A 25247-nucleotide genomic window follows, 5' to 3' on the forward strand; every position below is an offset into this window, starting at 1 on the left:
CATCCCCATTTCCGAAAAAACAGGTCTAACGCTCAATGAATACTGAATTACTTTTTTGCCCTAAGGCAAATCTGCATTGACTGTGTTGACAGTGTTACTCCGAAGAGCTCAACCATCTTGGGTCACTCAGTTCATTGATAAATCTTATGTCTATCAAGTACGAGTGCCCACACAGATTGTATAGGTCAAATTGTTAAAGAGCTTGCTCAGGCTTGCTGAGCGGAGAGAGATTTAAACTCAACTCCATTTTTGAGTCAAGCACTTTTGCTTTCCTCACGTTAGCTGCGAACTTTGCCGTGCCAACAGGGAGCGCATTATAGGGAGAGAATTCGTATTGGCAATACCTTTCCAGTTAAAAAAACGCTTTTTCTCTAAAAAATCGCTCAACCGTTCAAAAGATCATCAAAGTGATAAAAAAACAGCCCAGACGGGCTGTATTTGGGTCGTATGTATTCGCTTAAGTTTTTTATCGTTACCGCTATCGCGTTTTTAAATACCCTGGCACATCAGCAATACTATCTAATACTACCGTTGCCAATGCTTCACCATCTTCAGTGAGCGACTTACCAGTGCGTACAAGAATTTTAGTTTCCACCCCCGCAGCACTTGCAGCTTTCATATCATCCGCTTTATCACCAATCATTACTGAATGAGTCATATCGATACCAAGGTGCTCTTGCGCGGATAAAAACATACCAGGCTTTGGTTTTCTGCAATCACAGTCTTTTTTGTACTTATCATCACCATGCTCAGGATGATGTGGACAGTAGTAGATGCCGTCAAATTCGACACCTTGATCTTCAAAATTCCAATCCATCCATTCGGTCAGAGAGATAAAATCATCTTCACTATAGTAACCGCGAGCAATGCCAGATTGGTTTGTTACCAATACGAGCAAATAGCCCATTTCTTTGAACACTCGGCATGCATCGAAAACGCCTTCAATATATTCAAAGTCATCGACCTTGCTAATGTAACCATGATCGACATTAATTACGCCGTCTCTATCAATAAATACCGCTGGTTTGGCCAATGCTCTGCCCTCTATTATGCTGAGTGCGCGATTATGACACGCAATTCGCTCATCATCTATTGTCTAGCCGCTGCCCAAGCTAACTATGGTAAAGTCTGTGTTAAAAGAATCAGAGATAAATACTATGAATTACTCACTTACGCCTGTGGGTCACATTCAGTCCCCTTTCAAAGAAAAGTTCGCCGTACCTCGCCAACCCGGTCTTGCACCTAGTGCAACCGCATCTATCGCACTTTGTGGAGAAGCGAATCAAGATGATGCCGTTCGTGGGCTCGAGCAATTTTCACATATATGGTTACTTTTCTTATTCGACCAAAATTTAGCGAAAGGCTGGACACCGACAGTTCGCCCACCACGTCTTGGTGGCAATGAACGAGTTGGCGTTTTCGCCAGCCGTGCGACCTTTCGCCCTAACGGTGTTGGTATGTCCGTTGTCCCCATCACTGGCATTAGAAAGATAGGACGTCAGGTCATTATCGATATTGGCAGTTGTGACCTAGTGGATGGCACACCTGTCGTCGACATCAAGCCTTATATTCCCTATTCCGATTCGATCACTGAGGCAAAAGGCGGATATGCGGCGGAAATACCTGACACGCTCGAAGTTACCTTCAGTGACGACGCTAGAAATCTACTTTTAAAACAAAACGACGGCGCGCACAAAATTCAAGTGATTCAAGAAGTACTCGCTCAGGATCCTCGCCCCGCATATAAAAAGGGGAAATCGGACGACAAGGAGTACGCCGTCCATCTCTTCGACTTAAACATCAAGTTTACCGTTGATGAACCGCTAATCACTGTGAGTACCATAGAAGCCTTTGGCGATTAAGGCTCTCACTGGTAATATGGCGCCCTTATACCTTCCATACTGTAAATAGATAAACGGATAGCTTAGATGCGTACCAGTAAATACCTTCTTTCTACGTTGAAGGAAACACCAAACGACGCCGAAGTAATCAGCCACCAGCTGATGCTACGCGCAGGAATGATCCGCAAACTGGCTTCAGGTCTATATACCTGGCTACCAACCGGCTTGCGCGTTCTTCAAAAGGTTGAAAACATCGTTCGTCAAGAAATCAATAACGCCGGTGCGATTGAAATATTGATGCCTGTTGTTCAACCCTTTGAACTTTGGGAAGAGACAGGTCGTTCTGAAAAGATGGGGCCAGAGCTTCTTCGATTCAGTGATCGTCACGAGCGTCCGTTTGTTCTGAGCCCGACGGCGGAAGAAGTGGTCACTAGCCTTGTTCGTAACGAAGTGAACTCTTACAAGCAGCTGCCATTGAACCTGTATCAAATTCAGACCAAATTCCGTGACGAAGTTCGTCCACGTTTTGGTGTGATGCGTGCACGTGAATTCTCAATGATGGATGCATACAGCTTCGACATCGATAAAGAAGGTCTAGAAAAATCTTACGAAGCTATGCATGTCGCTTACTGCGCTGCATTTGATCGCATGGGCTTGGATTACCGCCCAGTGCTGGCCGATACCGGTGCAATTGGTGGTTCTGCGTCACACGAGTTCCATGTACTGGCAAACAGTGGCGAAGACACTATCGCATTCTCAACGGAATCTGATTATGCAGCCAACGTTGAAATGGCCGAAGCCGTTGCTCCTGCTGGTGAGCGTGCTGCGCCAACTCAGGAAATGACGCTGGTTGACACCCCTGAAGCGAAAACCATCGCACAGTTGGTTGAGCAATTTGATCTGCAGGTTGAGAAAACAGTTAAAACACTGTTTGTTAAAGCCTCTGATGCCGTTGACGCAGATATCGTAGCCTTGCTCGTTCGTGGTGATCATGAACTGAACGAACTCAAAGCCGAAAAATTGGCTCAAATTGCAGCCCCGCTTGAGTTTGCCACTGAAGAAGAAATTCGTGCTGTCGTCAATGCCGGTCCTGGCTCGCTAGGTCCAGTGAACCTGACTGTTCCATTCATTGTTGACCGCAGCGTGGCAGCGATGAGTGATTTTGGCGCAGGTGCAAACATCGATGATAAACACTACTTCGGCATTAACTGGGGTCGTGATGTAGAACTTGGCGAAGTGGCTGATATTCGCAATGTCGTTGAAGGCGACCCAAGTCCTTGTGGCCAAGGTACCATTTTGCTGAAACGCGGCATTGAAGTCGGTCATATTTTCCAATTAGGCACCAACTACTCTGAGAAAATGAACTGCGGCGTATTGGGCACTGATGGCAAGAATGTGATTCTTGAGATGGGTTGCTACGGCATCGGTGTATCTCGTGTTGTTGCGGCAGCCGTCGAGCAAAACCACGATGACAATGGCATCATCTGGCCACACGCAATTGCGCCATTTACCGTTGCTATCGTTCCAATGAATATGCACAAATCTGAGCGGGTTAAAGAAGCGGCAGAGAAATTATATGCTGACCTAACGGCTGCCGGTATTGAAGTATTGTTCGACGATCGCAAAGAACGCCCAGGCGTGATGTTTTCTGATATGGAATTGATGGGCATGCCTCACACCATTATTATCGGCGAACGCAGCATGGAAAACGGTGTGTTTGAATACAAACACCGTCGTGATGGCGAAAAAATGCCTGTCGAAATTGAAAATATGGTTGAGTACATCAAAGCGAAACTGGCTTAAGTTCTCCCCGTATCGAAGAGCGCCTCCTTATGGGAGGCGTTTTTTTTAACAAGGATCTTAAATCCTTATTTGAGCTTTGTTTAAGTCACTTTTTTAAACGATGTTTTCTGAGAATGTCACGTGGTTTCTGCCTGTTTCTTTCGAACGATACAATGCTTCATCTGCTCTCTTGAAATAGGCTTCAACCCTTGCCACTTCTGCACCCGCTTCTATGAATGTAGCGCCAAAACTCATGGTCACTGCAATCAGCTTCTCGTCATAAACAAAGTCATGGTGCTCAATGGCAGACCTAATTCGCTCAAGCACTTTCACCGCATTACAATCATCTTTCACCGAGAACAAAAGAAGAAACTCTTCTCCTCCTATTCGCCCAAGCCGATCATAAGGGCGTAGTTCCTGAGTCAGCAAGTCACCGAGTTGACGCAAGATCGCATCTCCCGCTGGGTGACCATATTTGTCATTAATACGTTTAAACCAATCAATATCACACACCGCAAAACAGAGATTTTCTTTAGCGCGATGAGCTCGTGAAAAATCTTCACGTATCCGCTCAAACAGAACGCGTCGATTAAGGAGCCCCGTCAACTCATCAAAACTCGCGAGATGATCGAGCCTAGTCATGGCATCGACTAAACGCGATTGAAGCTCAAGTGTACGCTTACCGACTTCTACTCGGGCTTTCAGCACTTGGGTATTGAAGGGTTTAGAAATGTAATCATTGGCCCCTTTGTTCAAACCTTGCACAATGTGCTCTGCACTATCTCGAGCCGTACAAAGAATAATATAAGGAGGGTTAGCCGTATCAATTTGACGAATTTTCTCGCAAAGCTCAATGCCACTGTAACTGGGCATCTCCCAATCAAGAAGAAGTAGTGAAGGCGGATCTGCTTGCATCATCACCTCCAACGCTTCCAAACCGTCGTAGGCAACCACCGTTTTGATTCCCCATTTTATCAGCAGCATTTCAACCAACTTGGCCGTTGCTTTGTCATCATCAGCAATTAATGCTGTTAAAGGAGGAGTCATGAATTCGCCAAAGAAATAAAAAGTGAACAGAAATATACCATTTACTGTTCTCTTTCTTCGATGGCATTGATACGCCATGCCGTCTCTTTTGGCGCTTGATCACAATCAATTCAAAAAGTTAGTTGAATAGGCGTAGGTAAAATCGAGTATGGCTCAAATACAACTTTTCTAAGTCATACTTAAAATTGACCCATACGACAGTCCAAGTAGAGTGTTAACACAATGGCATCAAAGACTGATTCAAAAGCACCGCAGAAAAAAATCGCGCTCTTATTGAGCGGAGGTGGGGCTCGCGCGGCTTATCAGGTGGGTGTGATGAAAGCAATTTCAGAATGGTACCCGCGCGTTCACGCCAGTCCTTTCACCATATACTGTGGAACGTCAGCTGGGGCGCTCAATGCAACCTCTCTTGCTTGTCATACGTCATGTTTTCGACTCGGCGTCAAAAAACTGTCATGGCTTTGGTCAAATCTTCACACAAAGCACGTATTTCAAAGCTCTTTCCAAGGCATGCTACTTCACTTAGGTCGACAGGCTTTTGCCCGCACGCAAGCACGTTATCATGATGCGCCGCCATTTGGCTTACTTGATAATCGCCCATTACGTAACCTGCTTAATAATGTCATTAATTTTAGCAAGATAGAACACCAGATACTGGCGGGAAACCTCCACGGATTAGCGGTCACCGCATCAAACTACCACACCAGTAAATCCGTCACGTTTTACCAAGGACACGCTGACATACCGGTTTGGCGTCGATCTCGTGCTATCGGAATAAAAAGTCAAATCAATACCGAGCATCTTCTGGCATCATCCGCGATTCCGATCGTTTTTCCCGCATCCAAGATTGGTCACAGTTTTTATGGCGACGGTTCCGTTCACCAAATTGCCCCGCTCCGTCCCGCGCTTAAAATGGGTGCTGAGAAGGTGCTTATTATTGATCTTGCCCCTCAAGCACCCACCACTCACAGCAGTATTGCTCCTGCTCCCGGTTTGGCTATGCTCGGCGGGCATCTGATGGATGCAATATTCGCCGACACCCTTTCGGCAGACCTTGAGCACTTGGATCGTATGAACAACCTCGCCTTGGCCGTGGATAAAAGTAAAGCCGATAATTTGGCACTACGGCAAGTTGATGCCCTTCACCTCTCCCCCTCATCACCCTTTGAACCATTAGTTGAACGGTACTATTGTCATATGCCTCTAGCAGTACGCAGCCTAATGAGAATTTTGGGCATAAGTCCTTCTGAAGATGCAGCAATTACTAGTTATCTGTTATTTGAACCGAAATATATCAACCACTTAATTGACATGGGCTACCAAGATGCTCAAAATCGTCGATCCGATTTAGTGAGCTTTCTATCAAGTGAATAGCCAGATAAAATAACGGACGAGCAGTTGCGCACCAATAACCTGGAACGCTTTTTGCTTCTATTGATTAAAGCATGAACGGTCATGGTTATTGGTTTCTGAGGCAGTTTCGATGAGTACGCAACTGGAACAACTCAAAAAAGCAGCAATACAGTCTCGCCGAGTACCTCTTGGTGCGGATCAGCGTCTAATGGTGCTGCAGAAGCTTCAGGGTCGGCTTGAAATCGATAAATTGTTTGAAGTGTTTACCAGGGAACTGGAAAAGCAAATCGACATCAATCGTTTAATATGGGAACACGATGACATCTCTCATATTGTTCGACGTGGCGGCTCTTCTGATTTTCGACAAACTTTTTCTATCAAATTTGCTCAATCGCCGTTGGGAATGCTTCAATACAGTACACCTTATCAACTAGACAACGATGAAATTAGTTTGATTCATACCTATCATCGTCTTCTCGCTGGCCCTCTTAGCAATGCAATCGAATATAGTCGCGTTCGAAATCTCGCGATGTTGGATAGTCTCACTGGCCTAAACAATCGAACCAGCTTTGAGCAAGATCTCCGCCAATCTGTCGCACTGACGGAAAGAAAAAATCACGGTTTGATCTTGATGATTTTCGATATGGATAACTTTAAGCAAGTTAATGACACCTATGGGCACCTTGATGGTGACAAAGTATTACGCCGATTTTCACTGTTATTGAAAGAAGCCATACGAGCCTCTGATCGATGCTATCGCTTAGGTGGGGATGAGTTTGCAGTTTTGCTAACACCCGCAACTCGCGAGTCGGCACAACTGGTTAACGACCGCCTTAAAACGCTACTTTCCCATGACACTCTTCTCACCGCGCATTCTATCTCCAGCTCTGTGGGCTGCTCAGCATATCGTCAAGGCGATAACGTCACCTCTATGTTTGAACGAGCTGACCGCAGTATGTACCGCAATAAAGCAAGTCGCCGCCGATAACATCATTTCGCCCCCTCAATGATTAAGACTCCATCCTAGCTTCCTTTTACGGTATATTTCACTCAAAGTATTTCCAAGGAGTAGCAATGAAAGTCTACGATTGTTGTGATTTAATCCGCCAACGTTACGCGGAAATTGGTAGTGGTGATCAAGGTTATATTCCTAACGCTATCGCTTGTGCCGTGAAAACATTAAATGCAATCGCATCTGACGAATCGGTTCCAGAAGAAGCTCGCGAGCAAGCCGCATTCGCCGCTGCAAATCTTCTGATCAGTGACCATAAGGATGCGTAATGGATCTGACACGATTTGAAACCATGGACACTGTAATGCTCATGAGCATTGTGAATATGAAACTACGCGATGAATTTCCATCACTAAGTGAATTGGCAAAGTACTTTGATATCGATACTGTTGCATTGCAAACAAAACTCGCCGGTGCCGGTTTTGAATACATTCCTGAGCAAAATCAGTTTCGTTAATTTACGCTAAACGATTAACAAGCCAATAAAAAAACGGAAGCCTAGGCTTCCGTTTTCGATCTTTTTAATAATTACGCAAAAGACATCCAAATCACCGCTATCACCAGTGCAGGGCAGACAAATTTCACATAGGTTGGCCAGATTTTCCAAAAAATCCCATCTTCAATGTTGTCATAACCTTGACATAATTCTTGAAGTTTTTCACTACGCTTCCAAACCCAACCACCGTAAAGGCAAAACAGTAACGCGGCAAGAGGCTGAAAATATTGAGTGGCAATGTTTGCAACCAAACCGAACATGCTGCCGAAGTTAAACACAATCACCACACTAAACAGCGCAATCAATCCCCCAAGGAACCAACTCGCCACTGAACGCTTCGTTCCCAAGCGTTCATTCATTAGAGATACAGGGCATTCCAACATAGAGATCGATGATGTGAGCGCTGCTATTGTCATCAACACAAAAAATATCAATGCGATGAACGCACCTCCTGCACCTAACCCTTCAAACAACATAGGCAATACATCAAACACTAATGTGGATGAACTTAGCAATTCGCCCTTCGCATCATATATTTCGACGCCTTGCTGCATTGCCGCAAACATGGCAGGAAGAATAACTAAGCCAGCAATAACAGCAACAGCGGTATCCACTAGCGTGACATTAAGTGCCATTTTGGGGAGGTTTTCTTTACGGCTCAAATAAGAGCCATAAATCAGCATTGAGCAACCGCCAATCGTCAGTGAGAAGAAACCTTGTCCCATGGCTGCAAGTATCAAATCACGATCCATCACCTTGGAGAAATCAGGGATCAGATAGTGCGCAAGACCTTGAGTTGCTCCCGGCAATGTCATGACATAAACAAACAATATGCCAAACAAGACAAACAACGCAGGCATCAACCGAGTGGACCACTTCTCTATGCCCTCTTTCACACCTGCTTGAACAATTAAAATGGTGAGGAGATAAAAAATTGCCGCGCCAAACAAGTTTCGTTCAACAGAGAAACCTTTTAGCCAGAGAGAAGCCTCATGCATACCGACGATATCTGCGCCTGCAGCCAGCATGAACGACACTAACCACCCACCAACAATGCTATAAAATGCAAGCACGAGGCATGGAACCATCAGGCCAATCAAGCCAACACTGCCACCGAGTGTTTTGGAAAGCGGCGAACGGCCTAGCTTACGCATGCTGTCAATGGGGTTTGCTTGACCATGGCGTCCAATTGCCATTTCAACAACCAACATTGGGTATGCCACAACAAGGATCATAAAAAGATAAACCAGCAAGAACGCTCCACCGCCATTACTTGCTGCTTGAGTAGGAAAGCCCCAAATGTTACCTAACCCGACGGCAGCACCTGCTGCGGCGAGCACAAAACCTATTCTTGAGCTGAAATGCTCACGTCCTGCAGCCATTGCTTTAACCTCGCACAATGTATCAGTGAGCTAGTACAATAGTAAATTCTAGTTTTTATAGCAATAGCAGCAAATTCGATCGAACAAAAAACGCACTGACCACACAAAAAATTGCGAGAAAGCTCGATACCAGAGCATCATCAACGTGCAAGATCCTCTGATATCGACAAATAAAAAAGCCACAACATAACGCTGTGGCTTTTCATAAGGATCCGGTGTGCCTATTTCATCTGTGAGAAATACGCTGCAAGGTTTTCCATGTCCGCGTCACTCAGCATTGTGGCCTGTGGTGCCATCACCATAGATTGCCCGCCTTTACGCTCGCCACTCTTATAAGCTTTCAAGGCTGAGACAATATACTGCGCATTCTGACCAGCTAGATTCGGGTAGCCTGGAATCATAGCAATACCATTTGCACCATGACACGCAGCACACACTGCAGCCTTCGCTTTGCCCGCTGCTGCATCACCTGCTGCAAATGATGGTGTCGCTAGCATTAAAGTAACCAGACCTAAAGGTAGTAGTTTTTTCATCGCTTCCTCGCTTTATTGTTTTCCAGTTTGCATAAATTCTTGCACGTGGAATCCATTCACGCACTGTATGGATGGTGTTTGTGCCAGACAAGCTCACATTCCTGTCCATCGAACCCTTCACAGACAAACAAATCAGCAACAGCAGCAAGCTGCTCACCGTAAAATATCAACGGGGTTCTTCTACGCTGCCAAGTGGGCACACCATATTCCTGAAAAAGCTTTTTAAGCTTTCGCTTACCTTGCCTTCCCAATGGATGAGCAAATAAGCCTTCCGGATTAAAACTGACCGTAACAGCTTCACTCTCACTGGGCAGTCGAAGCATTAAGCCATTTAAATCTTCACGCTCGATCAATGACAATTCACCGATACTGTCAGGCAAAGCTGCAGCACAATTTAGTGCTAACGTGTGCTGCCAAGCAGAAACATCTTCAGCGTTTATCACACAATATAAACTTTGCTGAAAACGCCTTACCTGCCAATTACCGAGCTGCACTAAAGGATTTGCATCCTCACCTGCATTGATAACGGAATTGAACACTTCGCTGAGTTGAACTTGGGACAAGTTGAGACCTGCCGTCTGTTTCAGCCATCGCCTCAACAGCGACGATTGCATTCGAGAAGAATAAGCGCTTAACAATGCCAGTGACATCCCGCCATCTGGTTGCTGAAGACGCACATCATGTTCAGCTAGCAACTCATCCAACAATGCTTCTTGCGCTGCGCACAATTTGGCAGTTCGGTTGATCGCCCGAACAAACCCTGGCCACCTTTCTCTCGCCTGAGGAAGCCATGCTTGTCTGATAAAATTACGATCAAAACGGCAATCCAGATTACTTTCATCCTCAATCCACGCTAATCCCTGTTTATTTGCGTACTTTTCGATATCTTGACGCATTACGGTCAATAGTGGTCGCAACAAATGGGCATGACCGAGCGGCCTAATCTCTGGCATCGCTGCCAGCCCTGCGGGGCCACTGCCACGTTTCAATGCCAATAAAAACGTTTCAGCTTGATCGTCTGCATGCTGCCCTGTCAACACCAAGGCTTCGGGTTCGACAACTGATGCAATGGCCGAATATCGAGCCTCTCGGGCTGCTTTTTCTAGGCTTTCACCACGCTTATCGAAATCAACATGCAAGCCCTTGAAATCTAAACCGACCTCAACAGACCAACCTTCGCATTGTGCCAGCCAAGCATCGGCATTTTCACTGAGTCCGTGGTGCACGTGAATCACAAGGTAACGATGTTGAGGATGAATATCACGGTAGGTAGAGAGTAGGTCCAGCATGACACGCGAATCTACCCCACCACTGAATGCCAAGACGATTTGGCGAGGCGTGAGTGCATAAGCATCTAGGACATTTTCAAACTGGGAGAACAGCATAAGTGCCTCAAAGACATTGAATTGTCGTCATAATAGCATCCGAATGAAAAAAAGGGCCATTAGGCCCTTTTTTGATATTCTCGTATTTTCGCTCGCTTTCGCGATTGCCAATCAGCAGTAACCGTAGCTTAGTAAGCGTTGGTAACGTCGCTCACGCAAGGCATCCGTGTCCAGTTGGTCAAGCTCTTCTAATTGCTTGACCAAAAGTGCTTTGATGTTGTCAGCGGTAAACGCTGAATTTCGATGCGCACCGCCCATTGGCTCTTCAATGATGTTATCAATCAAGCCAAGCTCTTTCAGACGCGGTGCTGTCATACCCATCGCTTCTGCTGCTTGTGGTGCTTTGTTTGAATCGCGCCATAAGATCGATGCACAACCTTCTGGGGAAATAACCGAATAGGTTGAGTATTGCAGCATGTTGACGAAATCGCCCACGCCGATAGCCAATGCACCACCAGAGCCGCCTTCACCTACCACATTACAGATAACTGGCACACTAAGGCCTGACATTTCTTTCAGGTTGCGGGCAATGGCTTCTGACTGGCCTCGCTCTTCAGCGCCAACACCAGGGTATGCACCTGCGGTATCAATAAAGGTAATGATTGGCATGTTGAAACGCTCAGCCATCTTCATCAAACGTAAAGCCTTGCGGTAGCCTTCAGGCTTTGGCATGCCAAAATTACGGATGACTTTCTCACGTGTTTCACGGCCTTTTTGGTGACCAATAATCATCACTGGACGACCATCAATACGCGCCATGCCACCAACAATGGCTTTGTCATCGGCATAAGCACGATCGCCCGCCAATTCTTCAAATTCGGTGAAGATCAGATCGGCGTAATCCAAGGTGTATGGACGACGTGGATGACGCGCCAATTGCGCGACTTGCCAAGCACCTAAGTCACTGAAGATTTTTTTCGTCAATTCAGCGCTTTTTGTCTCCAATTGCTCGATTTCTTTATCAAGATTGACAGCCTCAGGATCGTCACCGCGTTTGGACACTACACGCAGGGCTTCAATTTTTGCTTCCAATTCAGCAATTGGCTGTTCAAATTCAAGGAAATTAAGACTCATAGAGAAAGAATCCTGTTCAGGTAATTAAGTTGCCCCGTCGTACACGACAGGACAAACGTATCAGTCAAATTCCAGCTCGACCTGTTTATCGCCGAGCAGCGTTTTTAAATCATCGATCAACTTGTCATCAGGCGTAATCCGCCATTCTGTACCTAAGACTAACTTCGCACGTGCATCGTCACGCTGATAATAAAGGTTCACAGGCACGGTGCCAGCGCGATAAGGTTCTAGGATTTCGCTAAATCGTTCAAAAAATTTGTTATCAATTTGCCTGTCAGTCACAGAGATAGCAAGACTGCGCAGGTACTTTTCGCGCGCTTGAGAGAGATCAAGCACTTCTCGTGCCGACATTTTAAGGCCACCGTTGAAGTCATCAAAGCTGACCTGTCCGGATATGACCAAAATTCGGTCTTTTTCAATGAAATCTAAGTACTTTTCTAATACATCTGAGAACAGCATCACTTCCATGCGTCCCGACCTATCATCCAAAGTTAGGATCCCGATGCGCGATCCACGCTTTGTGGTCATCACTCGGGCGGCTATCACTAATCCAGCAACGGTAGAAACAACATCACGCTTTGTTGCATGAGCATCTTCCAAACGCCAAGTAATATAGTGTTTTAGCTCTTTCACATAGCTGTTGATTGGGTGACCCGTTAAATACAACCCTAGCGTTTCACGCTCACCTTCAAGCCATACTTTTTCTGGCCAGTGTGGTACGTTCGCATACTTGTGTTCGACTTCCTCGGGTTCATCTGTCAACACACCAAACATATCAGCCTGACCAAACGATTCTGCTTGGTGATGCTGGCTTGCTGACTTAATCGCGTCATTCAGTGATGCCATCATCGCTGCGCGATGCGGACCTAATCGGTCCATTGCACCCGATTGAATCAATTTCTCTATCACGCGTTTGTTTACTTTTTTGGTATCTATACGCGCACAGAAATCGAATAAGTCACGGAAGTAGCCGCCTTTTTCACGCGCTTCAATGATGTTTTCAATAGGCGCTTCACCTGCACCTTTAATCGCGCCAATGCCGTAAACAATTTCACCTTTATCGTTTACATTGAAGCGATACAATCCAGCATTCACATCCGGTGGCAGCATGGTCAACTTCATGCGGCGACATTCTTCCACCAAGCCGACAATCTTGTCGGTGTTATCCATATCCGCAGTCATTACCGCAGCCATGAACTCCGCAGGATAGTGAGTTTTGAGCCATAGTGTTTGGTATGAAACAAGTGCATATGCCGCTGAGTGCGATTTGTTAAAGCCGTAACCTGCGAACTTTTCGACCAAGTCGAAGATCTTCATCGCCAACTCGCCGTCGACGCCGTTCTTTATCGCTCCGTCTTCAAACGTTGCCCGCTGCTTGGCCATTTCTTCTGGCTTTTTCTTACCCATAGCACGACGAAGCATGTCTGCCCCGCCAAGGGTATAGCCAGACAGTACCTGAGCGATTTGCATGACCTGCTCTTGGTACAAAATAATGCCGTAGGTTGGCTCAAGAATTTCTTTTAGCGAATCGTGTTGCCACTTTTCATCTGGATATGACACGACTTCTCGACCGCGCTTTCGATCGATAAAGTTATCTACCATGCCTGATTGCAATGGACCCGGACGGAACAGCGCCACCAGTGCGATCATATCTTCAAAGCAATCTGGTTGAAGACGTTTAATGAGATCTTTCATGCCGCGAGATTCCAACTGGAATACCGCGGTGGTTTCAGAGTTTTGTAAAAGTCGGAATGACGCCATGTCATCCATTGGGATCGCTTCAATGCGTATTGGCTCTTCACCTTCGGCTTGAAGGCGAGGGTTGACCATTTTAAGCGCCCAATCGATGATGGTCAGTGTACGTAAACCCAAGAAGTCAAATTTGACTAAGCCAGCGGTTTCTACATCATTTTTATCAAACTGGGTAACGGGAAAGTGACCTTCACTATCACAGTATAGCGGCGCAAAATCGGTAATCGTGGTGGGTGATATAACAACACCACCAGCGTGTTTACCTGCATTTCGGATACTACCTTCAAGGATTCGACACGTATCAATCAGCTCACGAACTTCTTCATCAGCTTCATAAAGATCGCCCAGTTGTGGCTCGACATCAAACGCCTTCGCCAGCGTCATGCCAGGATCCGGTGGCACCATTTTTGAAATACGATCAACGAAACCGTAAGGATGACCAAGTACTCGCCCCACATCACGGATAACCGCTTTTGCTGCCATGGTACCGAAAGTAATGATCTGTGATACGGCATCTCGACCATAGATTTCCGCTACGTGGTCAATAACCTTATCTCGTTTGTCCATGCAAAAGTCGATATCGAAATCGGGCATGGATACTCGTTCAGGGTTAAGGAAACGCTCGAACAGCAAATCAAATTCCAGTGGATCGAGATCAGTGATTTTTAGTGCATACGCCACCAGTGAACCTGCACCCGACCCTCGCCCAGGTCCTACCGGAATATCATTGTCTTTCGACCACTGGATGAATTCCATCACAATAAGGAAGTAGCCTGGAAACCCCATTTGGTTGATTACCTGCAGCTCGATATCTAATCGCTCGTCATATTCAGGACGGAGCTTCGCTCGTTCTTGCGGGTCAGGGAACAAAAGTTCAAGACGCTCTTCAAGGCCTTCTTGCGATTTTTTCACCAGAAACTCCCCTATCTCCAAGCCTTCGGTAGGGAAGTTTGGCAGGAAGTATTCATTCAAACGCACAGTCACATTGCAGCGTTTGGCGATTTCGACAGTATTGGCGAGTGCTTCCGGAATATCGTGGAATAACTCACACATTTCGTCTTCAGTGCGAAGGTATTGCTGTGGACTGTAGTTTTTTGGGCGACGTGGATCTTCGAGCGTAAAGCCATCATGGATCGCAACGCGAACCTCATGAGCATCAAACAGATCAGCCGAAAGGAAGCAGACTTCGTTGGTCGCAACCACAGGCAGGTCGAGTTCAGAGGCCAGATCCAAAGCAAAATGCAGGTAAGCTTCTTCGTCAGGGCGACCTGTTCGGGTAAGCTCGATGTAATACGCATCTGGAAAGTGAGTCTGGTAAAACGCTGCACACTGTTTAGCTAGCGCCATATTGCCTTTTAGCAATGCTTTACCCAGATCACCTCGCCGTCCGCCGGACAACAAGATCAGCCCTTCTTTTAACTCCAACAGCCATTCAAGATCTATGACTGGCTGATGCTGAACATGACCGCGCAGATAGGCTTTTGATATCAGTAAGGTCAGGTTTTTATAGCCAATGTTATCTGCTGCAAGCACCGTTAATTGACAAAGATCATCACCAAATGCATCAGATTGGACTTTGAAATCAGCGCCAATAATAGGCTTAACACCATTGCTTTGCGCTGTGTTGTAGAACTTCACCAGACCACATAGGTTCGTAAAGTCAGTCAATGCCATCGCGGGCATGCCAAGTTCGCCAACTTTTTTTACCAAAGGCGGCACTTTGCCAAGGCCGTCAACCATGGAATAGTCACTGTGAACACGAAGGTGGATAAAACGTGGGTCTGACATAGTACTCGTACGTTACTGATTGATGGTTAGATAGGATAGTAGAGGGGAGCGACACTCCCCTCTACGTATTATGCAATGCCTAACGCTTTCTTGACAGGTTTAAAGCTCTTACGGTGCTCTGCGATGGCACCATGCGCATCAAGTGCTTCAAAATGTGCCTTGGTTGGATAACCTTTGTGCTTGGCGAAACCGTATTGCGGATATTGAGCATCCAGCACTTCCATTTCACGATCACGCACGACTTTTGCAAGAATCGATGCAGCGCTGATTTCAGCCACTCGCAAATCCCCTTTGACGACGGCTTGACCTGGCATAGTTAATCCAGCAGGCACGCGATTACCATCGACCAATACAAAGTCTGGCTGAACCGACAGACCCGCTACTGCACGCTCCATCGCTAACATGGTAGCAGCGAGAATGTTGATGTCGTCAATTTCATCTGCCTCGGCTCGCCCCAAAGACCACGCTAACGCTTTTTCTTTGATGATCTCAAACAGCGCTTCGCGCTTCTTCTCGGTTAGCTTTTTGGAGTCCGTCAGCCCTTCAATCGGATTGTTAGGATCCAGAATAACAGCCGCAGTCACAACCGCACCGACTAACGGCCCTCGGCCCACTTCATCAACACCAGCAATGAGTTTGGCTTCAGGATAAACAAAAGGTTCGAAATCCATGGATTAACGCCCTATCAGATTAAGTACGGCACGAGCTGAAGCTTTGTCTGCATCGCAACGAATAACTTCATGTAAACGCGTGAACTCAGCCATCAGCGCATCATTATCGTGATCAAGGTAACGAGAGACCTCTGTTGCCAATGCCTCAGGCGTACAATCTTCCAACAACCTTTCAGGCACCAACTCTCGTCCCGCGAGAATATTCGGCAAAGAGACAAATTCGGTTTTTACTAAGCGTCTTGCGATCCATGCGGTGATAGCATTCACTTTGTACCCGACGACCATGGGCCGCTTAACCAACATGCATTCAAGTGCGACCGTACCGGAAGCCAGAAGTACCACATCTGATGCTGCTATGACGTGACGAGCAGTATCATCGACCAGAGTAAAGTCCAGGTCAGGCGCGGTTTCTTTCCATGCCTGTTCAAACTGTGCGCGACGGGTTTCATTTACCAGGGCAACGGCAAATCCCAAATGGGGATATTTCGCTTTAAGCAACTGACAGGTTTTGATAAACGTCGGGGCAAGCATTTTCATTTCACCACCACGACTTCCAGGCAAGACGCCCAAATACGTTTTGTCATTATCGAGGCCGAGCAAGGCTCTAGCAGCCGCTTTATCACTAACTAAGGGAATGTCGTCCGCCATGGTATGACCAACGAAATCACACGGCACATCAAATTTATCGTAAAACGCTTTTTCGAACGGCAGAAGCGCCAACACCAAATCAGTGGCTGCCGCAATTTTGAAAATACGTTTTTGACGCCAAGCCCAAACACTGGGACTGACATAATGGACGGTTTTAATACCAGTATCTTTGAGCGATTTTTCGAGGCGAAGGTTGAAGTCTGGTGCGTCAATGCCGACAAACACGTCGGGCGGATCCGCAACGAAGAAGTCGACTAACGCATGCTTGATTTTCAATAGACGAGGCAAGCGACCCAGCACTTCCACAATGCCCATTACCGCCAGCTCTTCCATATCAAACAATGTCTCGCATCCTAAAGCCTTCATCCGAGGCCCACCGATACCGACAAACTCTGCATCTGGATATTGCGCTTTAACCGCTTTGATAAAGCCAGCACCTAAAATATCGCCGGAGATTTCCCCGGCGACAATTCCAATTCGTAACGGCTTTGTTGCAACAACCATTAGCGAATGATACCTCGGCTTGAGTTATCAAAGAATTCAACAAACAGTTGAAGTGCTTCTTCGTCTTTCGCCATTTCCGCTATTTGCTTTTTCGCTTCTTCCAGCGTTTTGCCAGATCGGTAAACTTCTTTGTATACCGCACGAATCGCTTTTATTGCGTTCTTGTCAAAGCCACGACGTTTGAGGCCTTCAACGTTAATACCAAATGGTGCACAGTGGTTACCTTGCGCCATAACGTAAGGAGGGACGTCTTTGACAACAATAGAACCACCACCAAGCATACTGTGGCTGCCAATTGTGCAAAACTGATGAATGGCAGTCATACCGCCAACAATAGCAAAATCACCCACAGTAACGTGGCCCGCTAGGGTTGCATTGTTAGCAAAGATACAGCGATCGCCAATAACGCAATCGTGAGCAACGTGTGCGTTAATCATGAATAAGTTATCGCTACCCACTTGGGTGTGACCGCCATCTTGAACGGTACCTCGGTGCATGGTCACGCTTTCACGAATCGTGTTGCGATCGCCAATTTCCAATGTGGTCGGCTCACCTGCGTATTTAAGATCTTGACACTCTTCACCGATAGAGGCGAATTGGAAGATCTTATTATCTTGGCCAATTTTTGTCGGACCTTTGATAACTACATGAGTTTTTACTTCGGTGCCTTCACCGATTTCCACGCCAGTACCGATGAAGCAAAACGCACCAATTTTAACATTAGCGCCTAGGGTTACCCCTTCTTCAACCACTGCGGTTGGATGAATTTGTGCAGATTCATGGATCACTGTTAAAACTCTCTTCTGGCACACTTCAGGTCTGCAGAGCAGACAACCTTACCATCTACTTTTGCAACGCCAGTAAAGGCAGCAATGCCACGACGCTCTTTAATGAACTCAACTTCCAATACCATTTGATCGCCAGGCGTCACTGGTGCACGGAACTTGGCATTATCAATACTAGCAAAGTAGTAAAGCTCATTTTCCTTTGGGTTTCCGAATGTTTTGAACGCCAACAAACCCGTAGCTTGCGCCATGGCCTCGAGGATCAATACACCTGGGAAGATAGGAAGTTGAGGGAAATGCCCCGTGAATTGAGGTTCGTTAACCGATACATTCTTGATAGCATGAAGGTATTTACCTTCCTCAAAATCAATAACGCGATCAATAAGAAGAAATGGGTAACGATGCGGCAGCAGTTCTCTAATTTCGTTAATCGTCAGCACGTTGTTTTCGCGAATCAAAGTAATATTCCCGTATGAAAAGCTTATTATTTGTCGTTGAGAACGGAAAATGGCCTACACTGCAGACTACGGCGAAATTGAGCATTTTCTCAATGTGCAGCAAGCCACCAGAGTAGGCCATCTAAGACAGCGTTTACTTGCTATCTTCTAATTGTTTTTCAACGGCTTTTAGTCGTTTATGCAAGTCTTCGATCTTCATAACGCGCGCAGTTGTTTTACGCCAATCGCGGTTAGCTTGAAGTGGAATGCCCGAAGAATACATACCAGGCTCAGTGATAGGTCTCATCACCATCCCCATACCAGTGATCGTGACGCCATCTGTAATTTCAATGTGACCATTTATTACGCAGGCACCGCCAATAATGCAGTGCTTGCCAATTTGGGTGCTCCCCGCAATGACGGTTGCACCTGCAATGGCGGTATTTTCACCGATCTCGACATTATGCGCGATCTGACAAAGATTGTCGATAATCACACCATCAGCGATCACGGTGTCATCCAGTGCACCACGGTCAATAGTAGTACATGCACCAATTTCGACACGATCACCAATGACAACACGTCCAACTTGTGGGATTTTCACCCATTGCCCGTTGTCATTGGCATAACCAAAGCCGTCAGAGCCAATCACAGTGCTTGACTGTACCAAACACGATTCACCTAGCTGAACATTGTGATAAACGCTGACATTTGCCCAAAGGCGAGTATTCGCACCCAGTTTAGTGTTCTTACCCACAAAACAGCCTGCACCGATCTGAACATGATCACCCAGTTCGACACCGTCTTCAATCACAGCGTTGTGACCAATTGACACGCCCTCGCCCAACGTTGCTGTGGGCGAAACGTAGGCACTCGGCGCGATATCCGTCGCACAGCGAGGGGTGCTATCGAGCAATTGTGCTGTCAGCGCGTAGCCCAAATACGGGTCTTTAATTACCAGCACATTGCCATTGCAATAAGCGAGGTCGGCTTCCTTGACCATCACTGCACTTGCTTGACACTGTGCGAGGTGCTTACGGTACTTACTACTAGATAAAAACGTGATTTGTCCTTCACTCGCTTTATCCATTCCCGAAATTGAACGAATGATGACATCGCCGTCACCATGAAGTTCTGCACCCAGTTTTTCCGCTAATTCAGCGAGCGTAATAGAAGCCATTTTCTACCTTACTTATTTGACTGCTTTCAGTACTTTCTCTGACAAGTCATCTTTCGGGCTTGCATAAAGAACTGCCTGGCGATCTAGCACCATGTCATAGCCCTCTTTTTTCGCAAGACTCGTGATGGTCTTTTGCAGTTTTTCTACCAGTTTACGTTGTTCTTCTGAGCTGCGTTTGCGCTCATCTTCTTTCAGATTGCTGACCTTAAGTTTATAGTCAGAATCAAGAGATTGCAGTTGACGCTGAAGCTTAGTTCGCTCGCTATCACTCATTAGCTCGCCATTACGCTTCAGTTTTTCAATGCCTTTTTTCAGTTGGTCTTCCAAACGTTCAACGGTAGCAATACGGTCTTTAAATTCTTTACGCAGCTTTTCGCTCACATTGCTTTGTTTGGCCATTTGAGCAAGCACTGGACCCGTCGCTACGTAACCAATTTTTTGCGCAGCCTCTGCCGCTGTAGCAAACATAGAAGCACTGAAGATGGCAAGGCTCAGGCCTGCCGCTTTGATAATAGGTTTCAAACTTTTCTCCTAGTCTTGAAAATCAGAACGTTTGGCCAATCGTAAAGGTGAAGAACTCCTCGTCATCACCTTCATAACTCTTAATGGGTTTTGACAGCGAGAACACTAATGGTCCCATTGGTGATCGCCATTGGAGTGCCGCACCGTAAGACGCACGATAGTTGCCCGGATCGCTATAGTCGTAAATGTATTCTTGTCCGCTGATCACTCTCGCGTTGTCGAGATCGTACTCGGTATCCCATACCGATGCTGCATCAACAAAAACGCTGGTGCGAATCGAGTTTCGCACCTCTGGGGACACAAACGGTGTAGGTACGATCAATTCCATACTCGCCAACGCAATGGCATTACCACCCACAGAATCGTTGCTGCCTACAAGAGCTGGGTTATTCCCTGCACCTTGATCGTATACAGCTTTCGGGCCAGCCGTGTTAGAGCGGAATCCACGTAGTGTCGAGTAACCACCCGCATAGAAGTTTTCATAAAACGGCAGTAAGTAATCATTTTCATCGTTCTTACCGTAACCATTGCCGTAACCGAGTCGACCACGCATAAGCAACGTAAAGCTATGGGATTCAGTAAGCGGAATATATTGCCTCACATCGTATTGCGTTTTGAAGTACTGGGTGTCAGAGCCCGGTACTGTCATGCGAAACGATGCACGTTGATAATTACCAGCCGTTGGGAAGAAGCCTCGGTTAAGGTTATTGCGACTCCAGCTTACCGACCAATCAAAGTCATCGACTTCCAATCCACCGTTATCGGTCACATTGTCTTCCATCGAATCGAGGAACTTCTGGATTTGGTAATAACCACCCAAGTTTTCAATCTGACGATGTGTATAGCCAAGAGAAAAGTCGAAATAATTCAGCTCATTAAAAGGGAAACCCCAGGTGAGACTGGTGCCATAACTTTTATCGGTATAATCCACGATGTTTGCATCAGACGCTTCAAACTCGTTAAAGAATATCTTTCCGCCAAGACTGATACCATCAAGCGTCCAATATGGGTCGCGATAATCCAACGTCAGGTTTTTCTGATAATCATTCACCATGGCATTAATACCAAAGCGATTACCCGTACCTGCAAAGTTGTCTTGTTGCAGACCAGCCTGGAAGCTAATACCTGATTCCGTGCCGTAACCAATACCAAAGTTAACGCTGCCTGAGTTGGTTTCTTTAACGAAATACTCTACATCGACCTGATCATCAGTACCTGGTACTCGCGTTGTACGCACATCAACGGTTTCGAAAAAACCCAGTCTATTGAGTCGCTCTTTACTGGTTTCAACCGATTTGGCGTTTAACCAAGAGCCTTCCATTTGACGCATTTCACGACGTAACACTTCATCACGTGTAATTTGGTTGCCCGAAAACTTGATATTACGGACATAGACACGTTTACCCGGTTCAACGTTAACATTTAATGCGACGCTGTTTTCATCATCATTAAATTCTGGAATCGTCGCCACCTGCGGGTAGGCATAACCTTGCTCTCCAAGCTTGCGCTTTATCTCGTCTTCCAGGCGAGTGACTTTCTCACCGCTGTAGACTTCACCATCCTTGAAAGGGACAAGCGATTCAAATGAAGCGCTGTCTTTACCACCACGCACATTCACGCCGGACACGATATACGGTTCACCCTCATCAATGTTCAAGGTGATGTAGACGCCTTTCTTATCTGGGGAGATAGAAACGTTGGTCGATTCGACACGGAACTTTAGGTAACCACGATTAAGATAGAACGAACGCAGACTTTCCAAGTCCCCTGCGAGCGCTTGCTTTTGGTATTGTTCATTGGCAAGGAAATTCCACCAAGGAACGTCCGCTCGTAACTTAAAATTATTTTTAAGTTCTTCATCACCGAACACGTCGTTGCCGATGAAGTTAATTTGCTGGATGGTGGCCGAAACCCCTTCGGTAAACACGAATTTCACATCAGCACGATTACGCGGCAGCGGAGTGATAACCGTTTTGACTAGCGCGTTATATTTACCCACGCTGTAGTAGAAATCTTCGAGGCCTTTTTCGATATTTGACAAGGTGGTGCGATCTAGCGCTTCACCGACACGCAAACCCGATGCAGAAAGATTCTCTGAAAGCTGCTCTTCCTCGATGGCTTTATTACCCGAGAACGAAATGCTCGCAACCGTGGGGCGCTCAATGACCTTAACCAACAGGTCATCACCGTCACGAAATACGCGTACGTTCTCAAAGTTCCCAGACGAGAATAGGGATTTGATAATCCCTGACACTTCGCCTTCATCAATATTATCGCCAACTCGCACCGGCATCGCGAGCAAAGCCGCACCGAGACTGACTCGTTGAAGCCCCTCAAATCGAATGTCTTCCACTACGAACTCATCGGCCGTAACGGAACTAGAAAATAGAAGAGAGGCCAGTAAAAGTTTTTTCATCGCCATTGCTGCTCTGAGTGTTCCTTGCTATACGCTGATTTTTATAGACGGGCAAAATCGTTAAATAATGCCACGCCCATCAGTACCACGATAATGGCTGAACCAACCCGATATCCCATATCCTGTACACGTTCAGAAACAGGGCGGCGTGTTACGGCTTCTATGCCAAAAAACAACAGGTGCCCGCCGTCAAGAACCGGTAACGGTAACAGGTTAATAATGCCTAAATTCACGCTAATCAGCGCGAGAAAACCGAGAAAGTATACCAGACCGAAGTCTGCGGTCATCCCTGCACCTTTCGCAATTGAGATAGGCCCACTCAAGTTTTTCACAGCCACATCGCCCGTGAACAACTTTTTAATCATTTGTGCAGTCAGTACCACAATTTGCCATGTTTTATCTATGGCAGCTGGAATGGCATCCAATGGACCATACTGCAACGTAAACCGGTAAGTCTCTGGCCATTCACCTACTTGTGGGGCAAAGCCAGCATAACCTACGCGTGTGTCACCGTGCTCTCGAGCATCTGGCGTCAGCGCTAATTCTAACTCACGTCCATCTCGCAGAACAGTCATTGGCAGCGACATCTCTGGGTGGGCACGAATCACACTCACCACAACATCCCAGCTCTCAATAGGTTGACCGTCGACCGTGAGTAATTTGTCACCTTCACGTAAACCCACACGCTCCGCTGCGCTACCTTCCACCACTTGTGCGATCACATTGGTGATGTCGGGCGTAAACGGGGTAACTCCCAAGGTGCGAAGCGCCGATTCGGATTCAGGGTCGAAGGACCAAGAAGACAAATCCAATGATTTATCGACAGTGTAACCAGCGCTTTCACTTGGCAGCACTGACATCGTCATCTCGTCATCGCCAATGTGCGAGATAAGTTGCAAGTTAACCGACTCCCAATCTGGCGTTTTGATACCAGATACCGCAGTAAGTTCCATGCCACTTTCGATTCCGGCTTGTGCCGTAATAGATTGGGGAGCTACCTCACCAATTACTGGCTTAACCGCCGGTATGCCTATGATCATCACTAACCAATATGCGACGATAGCAAACAGAAAATTAGCCGCAGGCCCTGCGGCCACGATGGCGCTACGCTGCCAAAGAGGACGGTTGTTAAATGCCATTTCTTTTTGATCGGCAGGCACGTCGTCAACGCGCTCATCCAGCATTTTGACATAGCCACCTAACGGGATCATGGCGATGGTGTATTCAGTACCATCTTTGCCAACACGCTGCCAAAGTGCTTTACCAAAGCCAATTGAGAAACGCTCAACTTTAACGCCACATCGTCTCGCTACCCAGAAATGGCCATACTCATGCACGGCAACCAGAATGCCAAGAGCAATAATAAAGAAGAATAAATTCCAGAGGATGCCGCTCATCGTCCCGACCTCGTAATACAATCTTGTGCCATTAAACGCGCCTTAGTATCTATGTCGAGTAGACTTTCCATGTTTGATGGTTCCTGAAGCTCAGCCCGTTGTAACACAGCATCGTTGATTTCAGCAATCTGCATAAAACCTACGCGACCATTGAGAAATGCGTCCACAGCCACTTCATTCGCAGCGTTAAGCGTTGTCGTTGCAGCCTGCCCAACGTAGCAAGCATCAATCGCGAGCTTCAGACACGGATAGCGGTCAAGATCTGGTTTTAAAAAGGTAAACTCACCAATCTCGCTAAAATCGAGAGGCTTCACACCAGCATCAATTCGTCCAGGATACGCCATAGCATAGGCAATCGGCGTACACATATCTGGGAGTCCCATCTGTGCCATGACTGAACCATCACGGTATTGAACCATAGAATGGATCACTGACTGAGGATGAATAATGACATCGAGTTGATCACGCTTGGCATTGAATAACCAACGTGCCTCGATGTATTCCAATCCCTTGTTCATCATAGTGGCAGAATCAACAGAAATTTTTGGCCCCATCGACCAATTAGGATGTGCAATAGCCTGAGCAGGTGTTACATCGCGTAATGCATTGATATTGGTATAGCGAAAAGGGCCGCCAGAGCCTGTAAGTAAAATTTTACTTACACCTTCAGAGGCAAGATCGCAGATCCCTGGATTAGCTTGAATTGAGGTAGGCAAGCATTGAAAAATGGCATTGTGTTCACTATCAACAGGTAGCAACTGAGCACCATATTGATGTACAGCGTCAATAAAAAACTGCCCTGACATCACCAACGCTTCTTTGTTTGCGAGTAATATACGTTTTCCAGCTTTTACGGCTGCCATCGTTGGCATTAGACCCGCCGCACCAACAACAGCCGCCATGACGGTATCAACATCGTCATGTGAAGCTATCGCGCACAAGCCATCAATGCCACTTAATACTTCCGTTTTGCAGCCTTGATTTTTTAGCGCCAAACGTAATGATTTGGCCGCAACTTCATCTGCCATAGCGGCAAACGTCGGTTTCCACTTAAGACACAGCACAATCATTTCGTTGACATTCGCGTTTGCAGCGAGCGCAAATACTGAATATGCCGAAGGATTCTTTTCAACTACAGCTAACGTACTGGTTCCAATAGAACCCGTTGCACCAAGAATCGTTAAATTATGCATAGAAAACTCTAATCATTGTTTCGCCCAGCCAGAATGCGAATCACCGGCC

General features: G+C 46.5%; 22 protein-coding genes. 6 read left to right on the plus strand and 16 right to left on the minus strand.

What is annotated here, in order from left to right:
* Positions 1-478: 478 nt before the first annotated feature.
* A complete protein-coding gene (gmhB, locus tag A1OO_RS22050) occupies positions 479-1033 on the minus strand; it encodes a D-glycero-beta-D-manno-heptose 1,7-bisphosphate 7-phosphatase (protein ID WP_016958043.1) in 555 nt (184 codons plus the stop codon).
* Positions 1034-1157: 124 nt separating this feature from the next.
* On the opposite strand from gmhB, the gene tsaA reads away from it, so the two are divergent.
* Both tsaA and A1OO_RS22060 read left to right on the plus strand, forming a co-directional pair.
* Positions 1158-1862, plus strand: a complete 705-nt coding sequence (gene tsaA, locus A1OO_RS22055) for a tRNA (N6-threonylcarbamoyladenosine(37)-N6)-methyltransferase TrmO (RefSeq protein ID WP_016958042.1) — start codon at positions 1158-1160, stop codon at positions 1860-1862.
* A 66-nt stretch (positions 1863-1928) separates the two neighbouring features.
* Positions 1929-3644, plus strand: a complete 1716-nt coding sequence (locus tag A1OO_RS22060; protein WP_017004456.1) for a proline--tRNA ligase — start codon at positions 1929-1931, stop codon at positions 3642-3644.
* 93 nt (positions 3645-3737) lie between these two features.
* Here A1OO_RS22060 and A1OO_RS22065 read toward each other — a convergent pair whose 3' ends face one another.
* On the minus strand, positions 3738-4670 hold the full coding sequence (locus tag A1OO_RS22065; protein WP_026023994.1) for a GGDEF domain-containing response regulator: 933 nt from the start codon (positions 4668-4670) through the stop codon (positions 3738-3740).
* 222 nt (positions 4671-4892) lie between these two features.
* Here A1OO_RS22065 and A1OO_RS22070 point away from each other — a divergent pair, with 222 nt between their 5' ends.
* The 4 genes from A1OO_RS22070 to A1OO_RS22085 all read left to right on the plus strand — a co-directional run bounded on the left by A1OO_RS22070 (position 4893) and on the right by A1OO_RS22085 (position 7492).
* Positions 4893-6044 (plus strand): patatin-like phospholipase family protein, encoded by a 1152-nt coding sequence (locus tag A1OO_RS22070; RefSeq protein WP_017004458.1) that lies wholly within the window; start codon positions 4893-4895, stop codon positions 6042-6044.
* Positions 6045-6153: 109 nt separating this feature from the next.
* A complete protein-coding gene (locus A1OO_RS22075; RefSeq protein ID WP_017004459.1) occupies positions 6154-7011 on the plus strand; it encodes a GGDEF domain-containing protein in 858 nt (285 codons plus the stop codon).
* 86 nt (positions 7012-7097) lie between these two features.
* A complete protein-coding gene (locus A1OO_RS22080; protein WP_016958037.1) occupies positions 7098-7304 on the plus strand; it encodes a YaeP family protein in 207 nt (68 codons plus the stop codon).
* Positions 7304-7492, plus strand: a complete 189-nt coding sequence (locus tag A1OO_RS22085; protein WP_016958036.1) for a DUF4250 domain-containing protein — start codon at positions 7304-7306, stop codon at positions 7490-7492. The genes A1OO_RS22080 and A1OO_RS22085 overlap by 1 nt, the downstream gene beginning before the upstream one ends.
* Before the next feature lie 71 nt (positions 7493-7563).
* Here A1OO_RS22085 and A1OO_RS22090 read toward each other — a convergent pair whose 3' ends face one another.
* The 14 genes from A1OO_RS22090 to ispC all read right to left on the minus strand — a co-directional run bounded on the left by A1OO_RS22090 (position 7564) and on the right by ispC (position 25198).
* Positions 7564-8913 (minus strand): sodium-dependent transporter, encoded by a 1350-nt coding sequence (locus A1OO_RS22090; RefSeq protein ID WP_017004460.1) that lies wholly within the window; start codon positions 8911-8913, stop codon positions 7564-7566.
* A gap of 221 nt (positions 8914-9134) precedes the next feature.
* Positions 9135-9446 carry a c-type cytochrome gene (locus A1OO_RS22095; protein WP_016958034.1) on the minus strand — a complete coding sequence of 104 codons (312 nt, stop codon included), beginning with the start codon at positions 9444-9446 and terminating at the stop codon, positions 9135-9137.
* Between the two features lie 56 nt (positions 9447-9502).
* Complete coding sequence (gene tilS / locus A1OO_RS22100; RefSeq protein ID WP_016958033.1) at positions 9503-10831, minus strand: tRNA lysidine(34) synthetase TilS; 1329 nt, start codon at positions 10829-10831, stop codon at positions 9503-9505.
* 111 nt (positions 10832-10942) lie between these two features.
* Complete coding sequence (gene accA / locus A1OO_RS22105) at positions 10943-11905, minus strand: acetyl-CoA carboxylase carboxyl transferase subunit alpha (RefSeq protein ID WP_016958032.1); 963 nt, start codon at positions 11903-11905, stop codon at positions 10943-10945.
* Between the two features lie 60 nt (positions 11906-11965).
* Positions 11966-15445, minus strand: a complete 3480-nt coding sequence (gene dnaE, locus A1OO_RS22110) for a DNA polymerase III subunit alpha (RefSeq protein WP_016958031.1) — start codon at positions 15443-15445, stop codon at positions 11966-11968.
* 68 nt (positions 15446-15513) lie between these two features.
* Positions 15514-16116, minus strand: a complete 603-nt coding sequence (gene rnhB / locus A1OO_RS23670; protein WP_017004461.1) for a ribonuclease HII — start codon at positions 16114-16116, stop codon at positions 15514-15516.
* 3 nt (positions 16117-16119) lie between these two features.
* Positions 16120-17268, minus strand: a complete 1149-nt coding sequence (gene lpxB, locus A1OO_RS22120; protein WP_017004462.1) for a lipid-A-disaccharide synthase — start codon at positions 17266-17268, stop codon at positions 16120-16122.
* Positions 17268-18056, minus strand: a complete 789-nt coding sequence (lpxA, locus tag A1OO_RS22125) for an acyl-ACP--UDP-N-acetylglucosamine O-acyltransferase (RefSeq protein ID WP_017004463.1) — start codon at positions 18054-18056, stop codon at positions 17268-17270. Before lpxA ends, lpxB begins: the two co-directional genes overlap by 1 nt.
* A gap of 2 nt (positions 18057-18058) precedes the next feature.
* The gene (gene fabZ / locus A1OO_RS22130) at positions 18059-18511 is read right to left on the minus strand and encodes a 3-hydroxyacyl-ACP dehydratase FabZ (RefSeq protein WP_016958027.1); all 453 of its coding nucleotides are present in this window, start codon (positions 18509-18511) and stop codon (positions 18059-18061) included.
* A gap of 133 nt (positions 18512-18644) precedes the next feature.
* Complete coding sequence (gene lpxD, locus A1OO_RS22135; RefSeq protein ID WP_017004464.1) at positions 18645-19670, minus strand: UDP-3-O-(3-hydroxymyristoyl)glucosamine N-acyltransferase; 1026 nt, start codon at positions 19668-19670, stop codon at positions 18645-18647.
* A 12-nt stretch (positions 19671-19682) separates the two neighbouring features.
* Entirely contained in the window at positions 19683-20192 is a 510-nt protein-coding gene (locus tag A1OO_RS22140; protein WP_016958025.1) for an OmpH family outer membrane protein, read from the minus strand.
* 22 nt (positions 20193-20214) lie between these two features.
* A complete protein-coding gene (bamA, locus tag A1OO_RS22145; RefSeq protein WP_016958024.1) occupies positions 20215-22614 on the minus strand; it encodes an outer membrane protein assembly factor BamA in 2400 nt (799 codons plus the stop codon).
* A gap of 35 nt (positions 22615-22649) precedes the next feature.
* Positions 22650-24005: a sigma E protease regulator RseP gene (gene rseP, locus A1OO_RS22150; RefSeq protein ID WP_017004465.1), complete on the minus strand. Its 1356-nt coding sequence runs from the start codon at positions 24003-24005 to the stop codon at positions 22650-22652.
* Positions 24002-25198: a 1-deoxy-D-xylulose-5-phosphate reductoisomerase gene (gene ispC / locus A1OO_RS22155; RefSeq protein WP_016958022.1), complete on the minus strand. Its 1197-nt coding sequence runs from the start codon at positions 25196-25198 to the stop codon at positions 24002-24004. The genes rseP and ispC overlap by 4 nt, the downstream gene beginning before the upstream one ends.
* Positions 25199-25247 lie beyond the last annotated feature (49 nt).

The sequence above is a fragment of the Enterovibrio norvegicus FF-33 genome, assembly GCF_000286835.2.
In the GTDB taxonomy this organism is placed as follows: domain Bacteria; phylum Pseudomonadota; class Gammaproteobacteria; order Enterobacterales; family Vibrionaceae; genus Enterovibrio; species Enterovibrio norvegicus_A.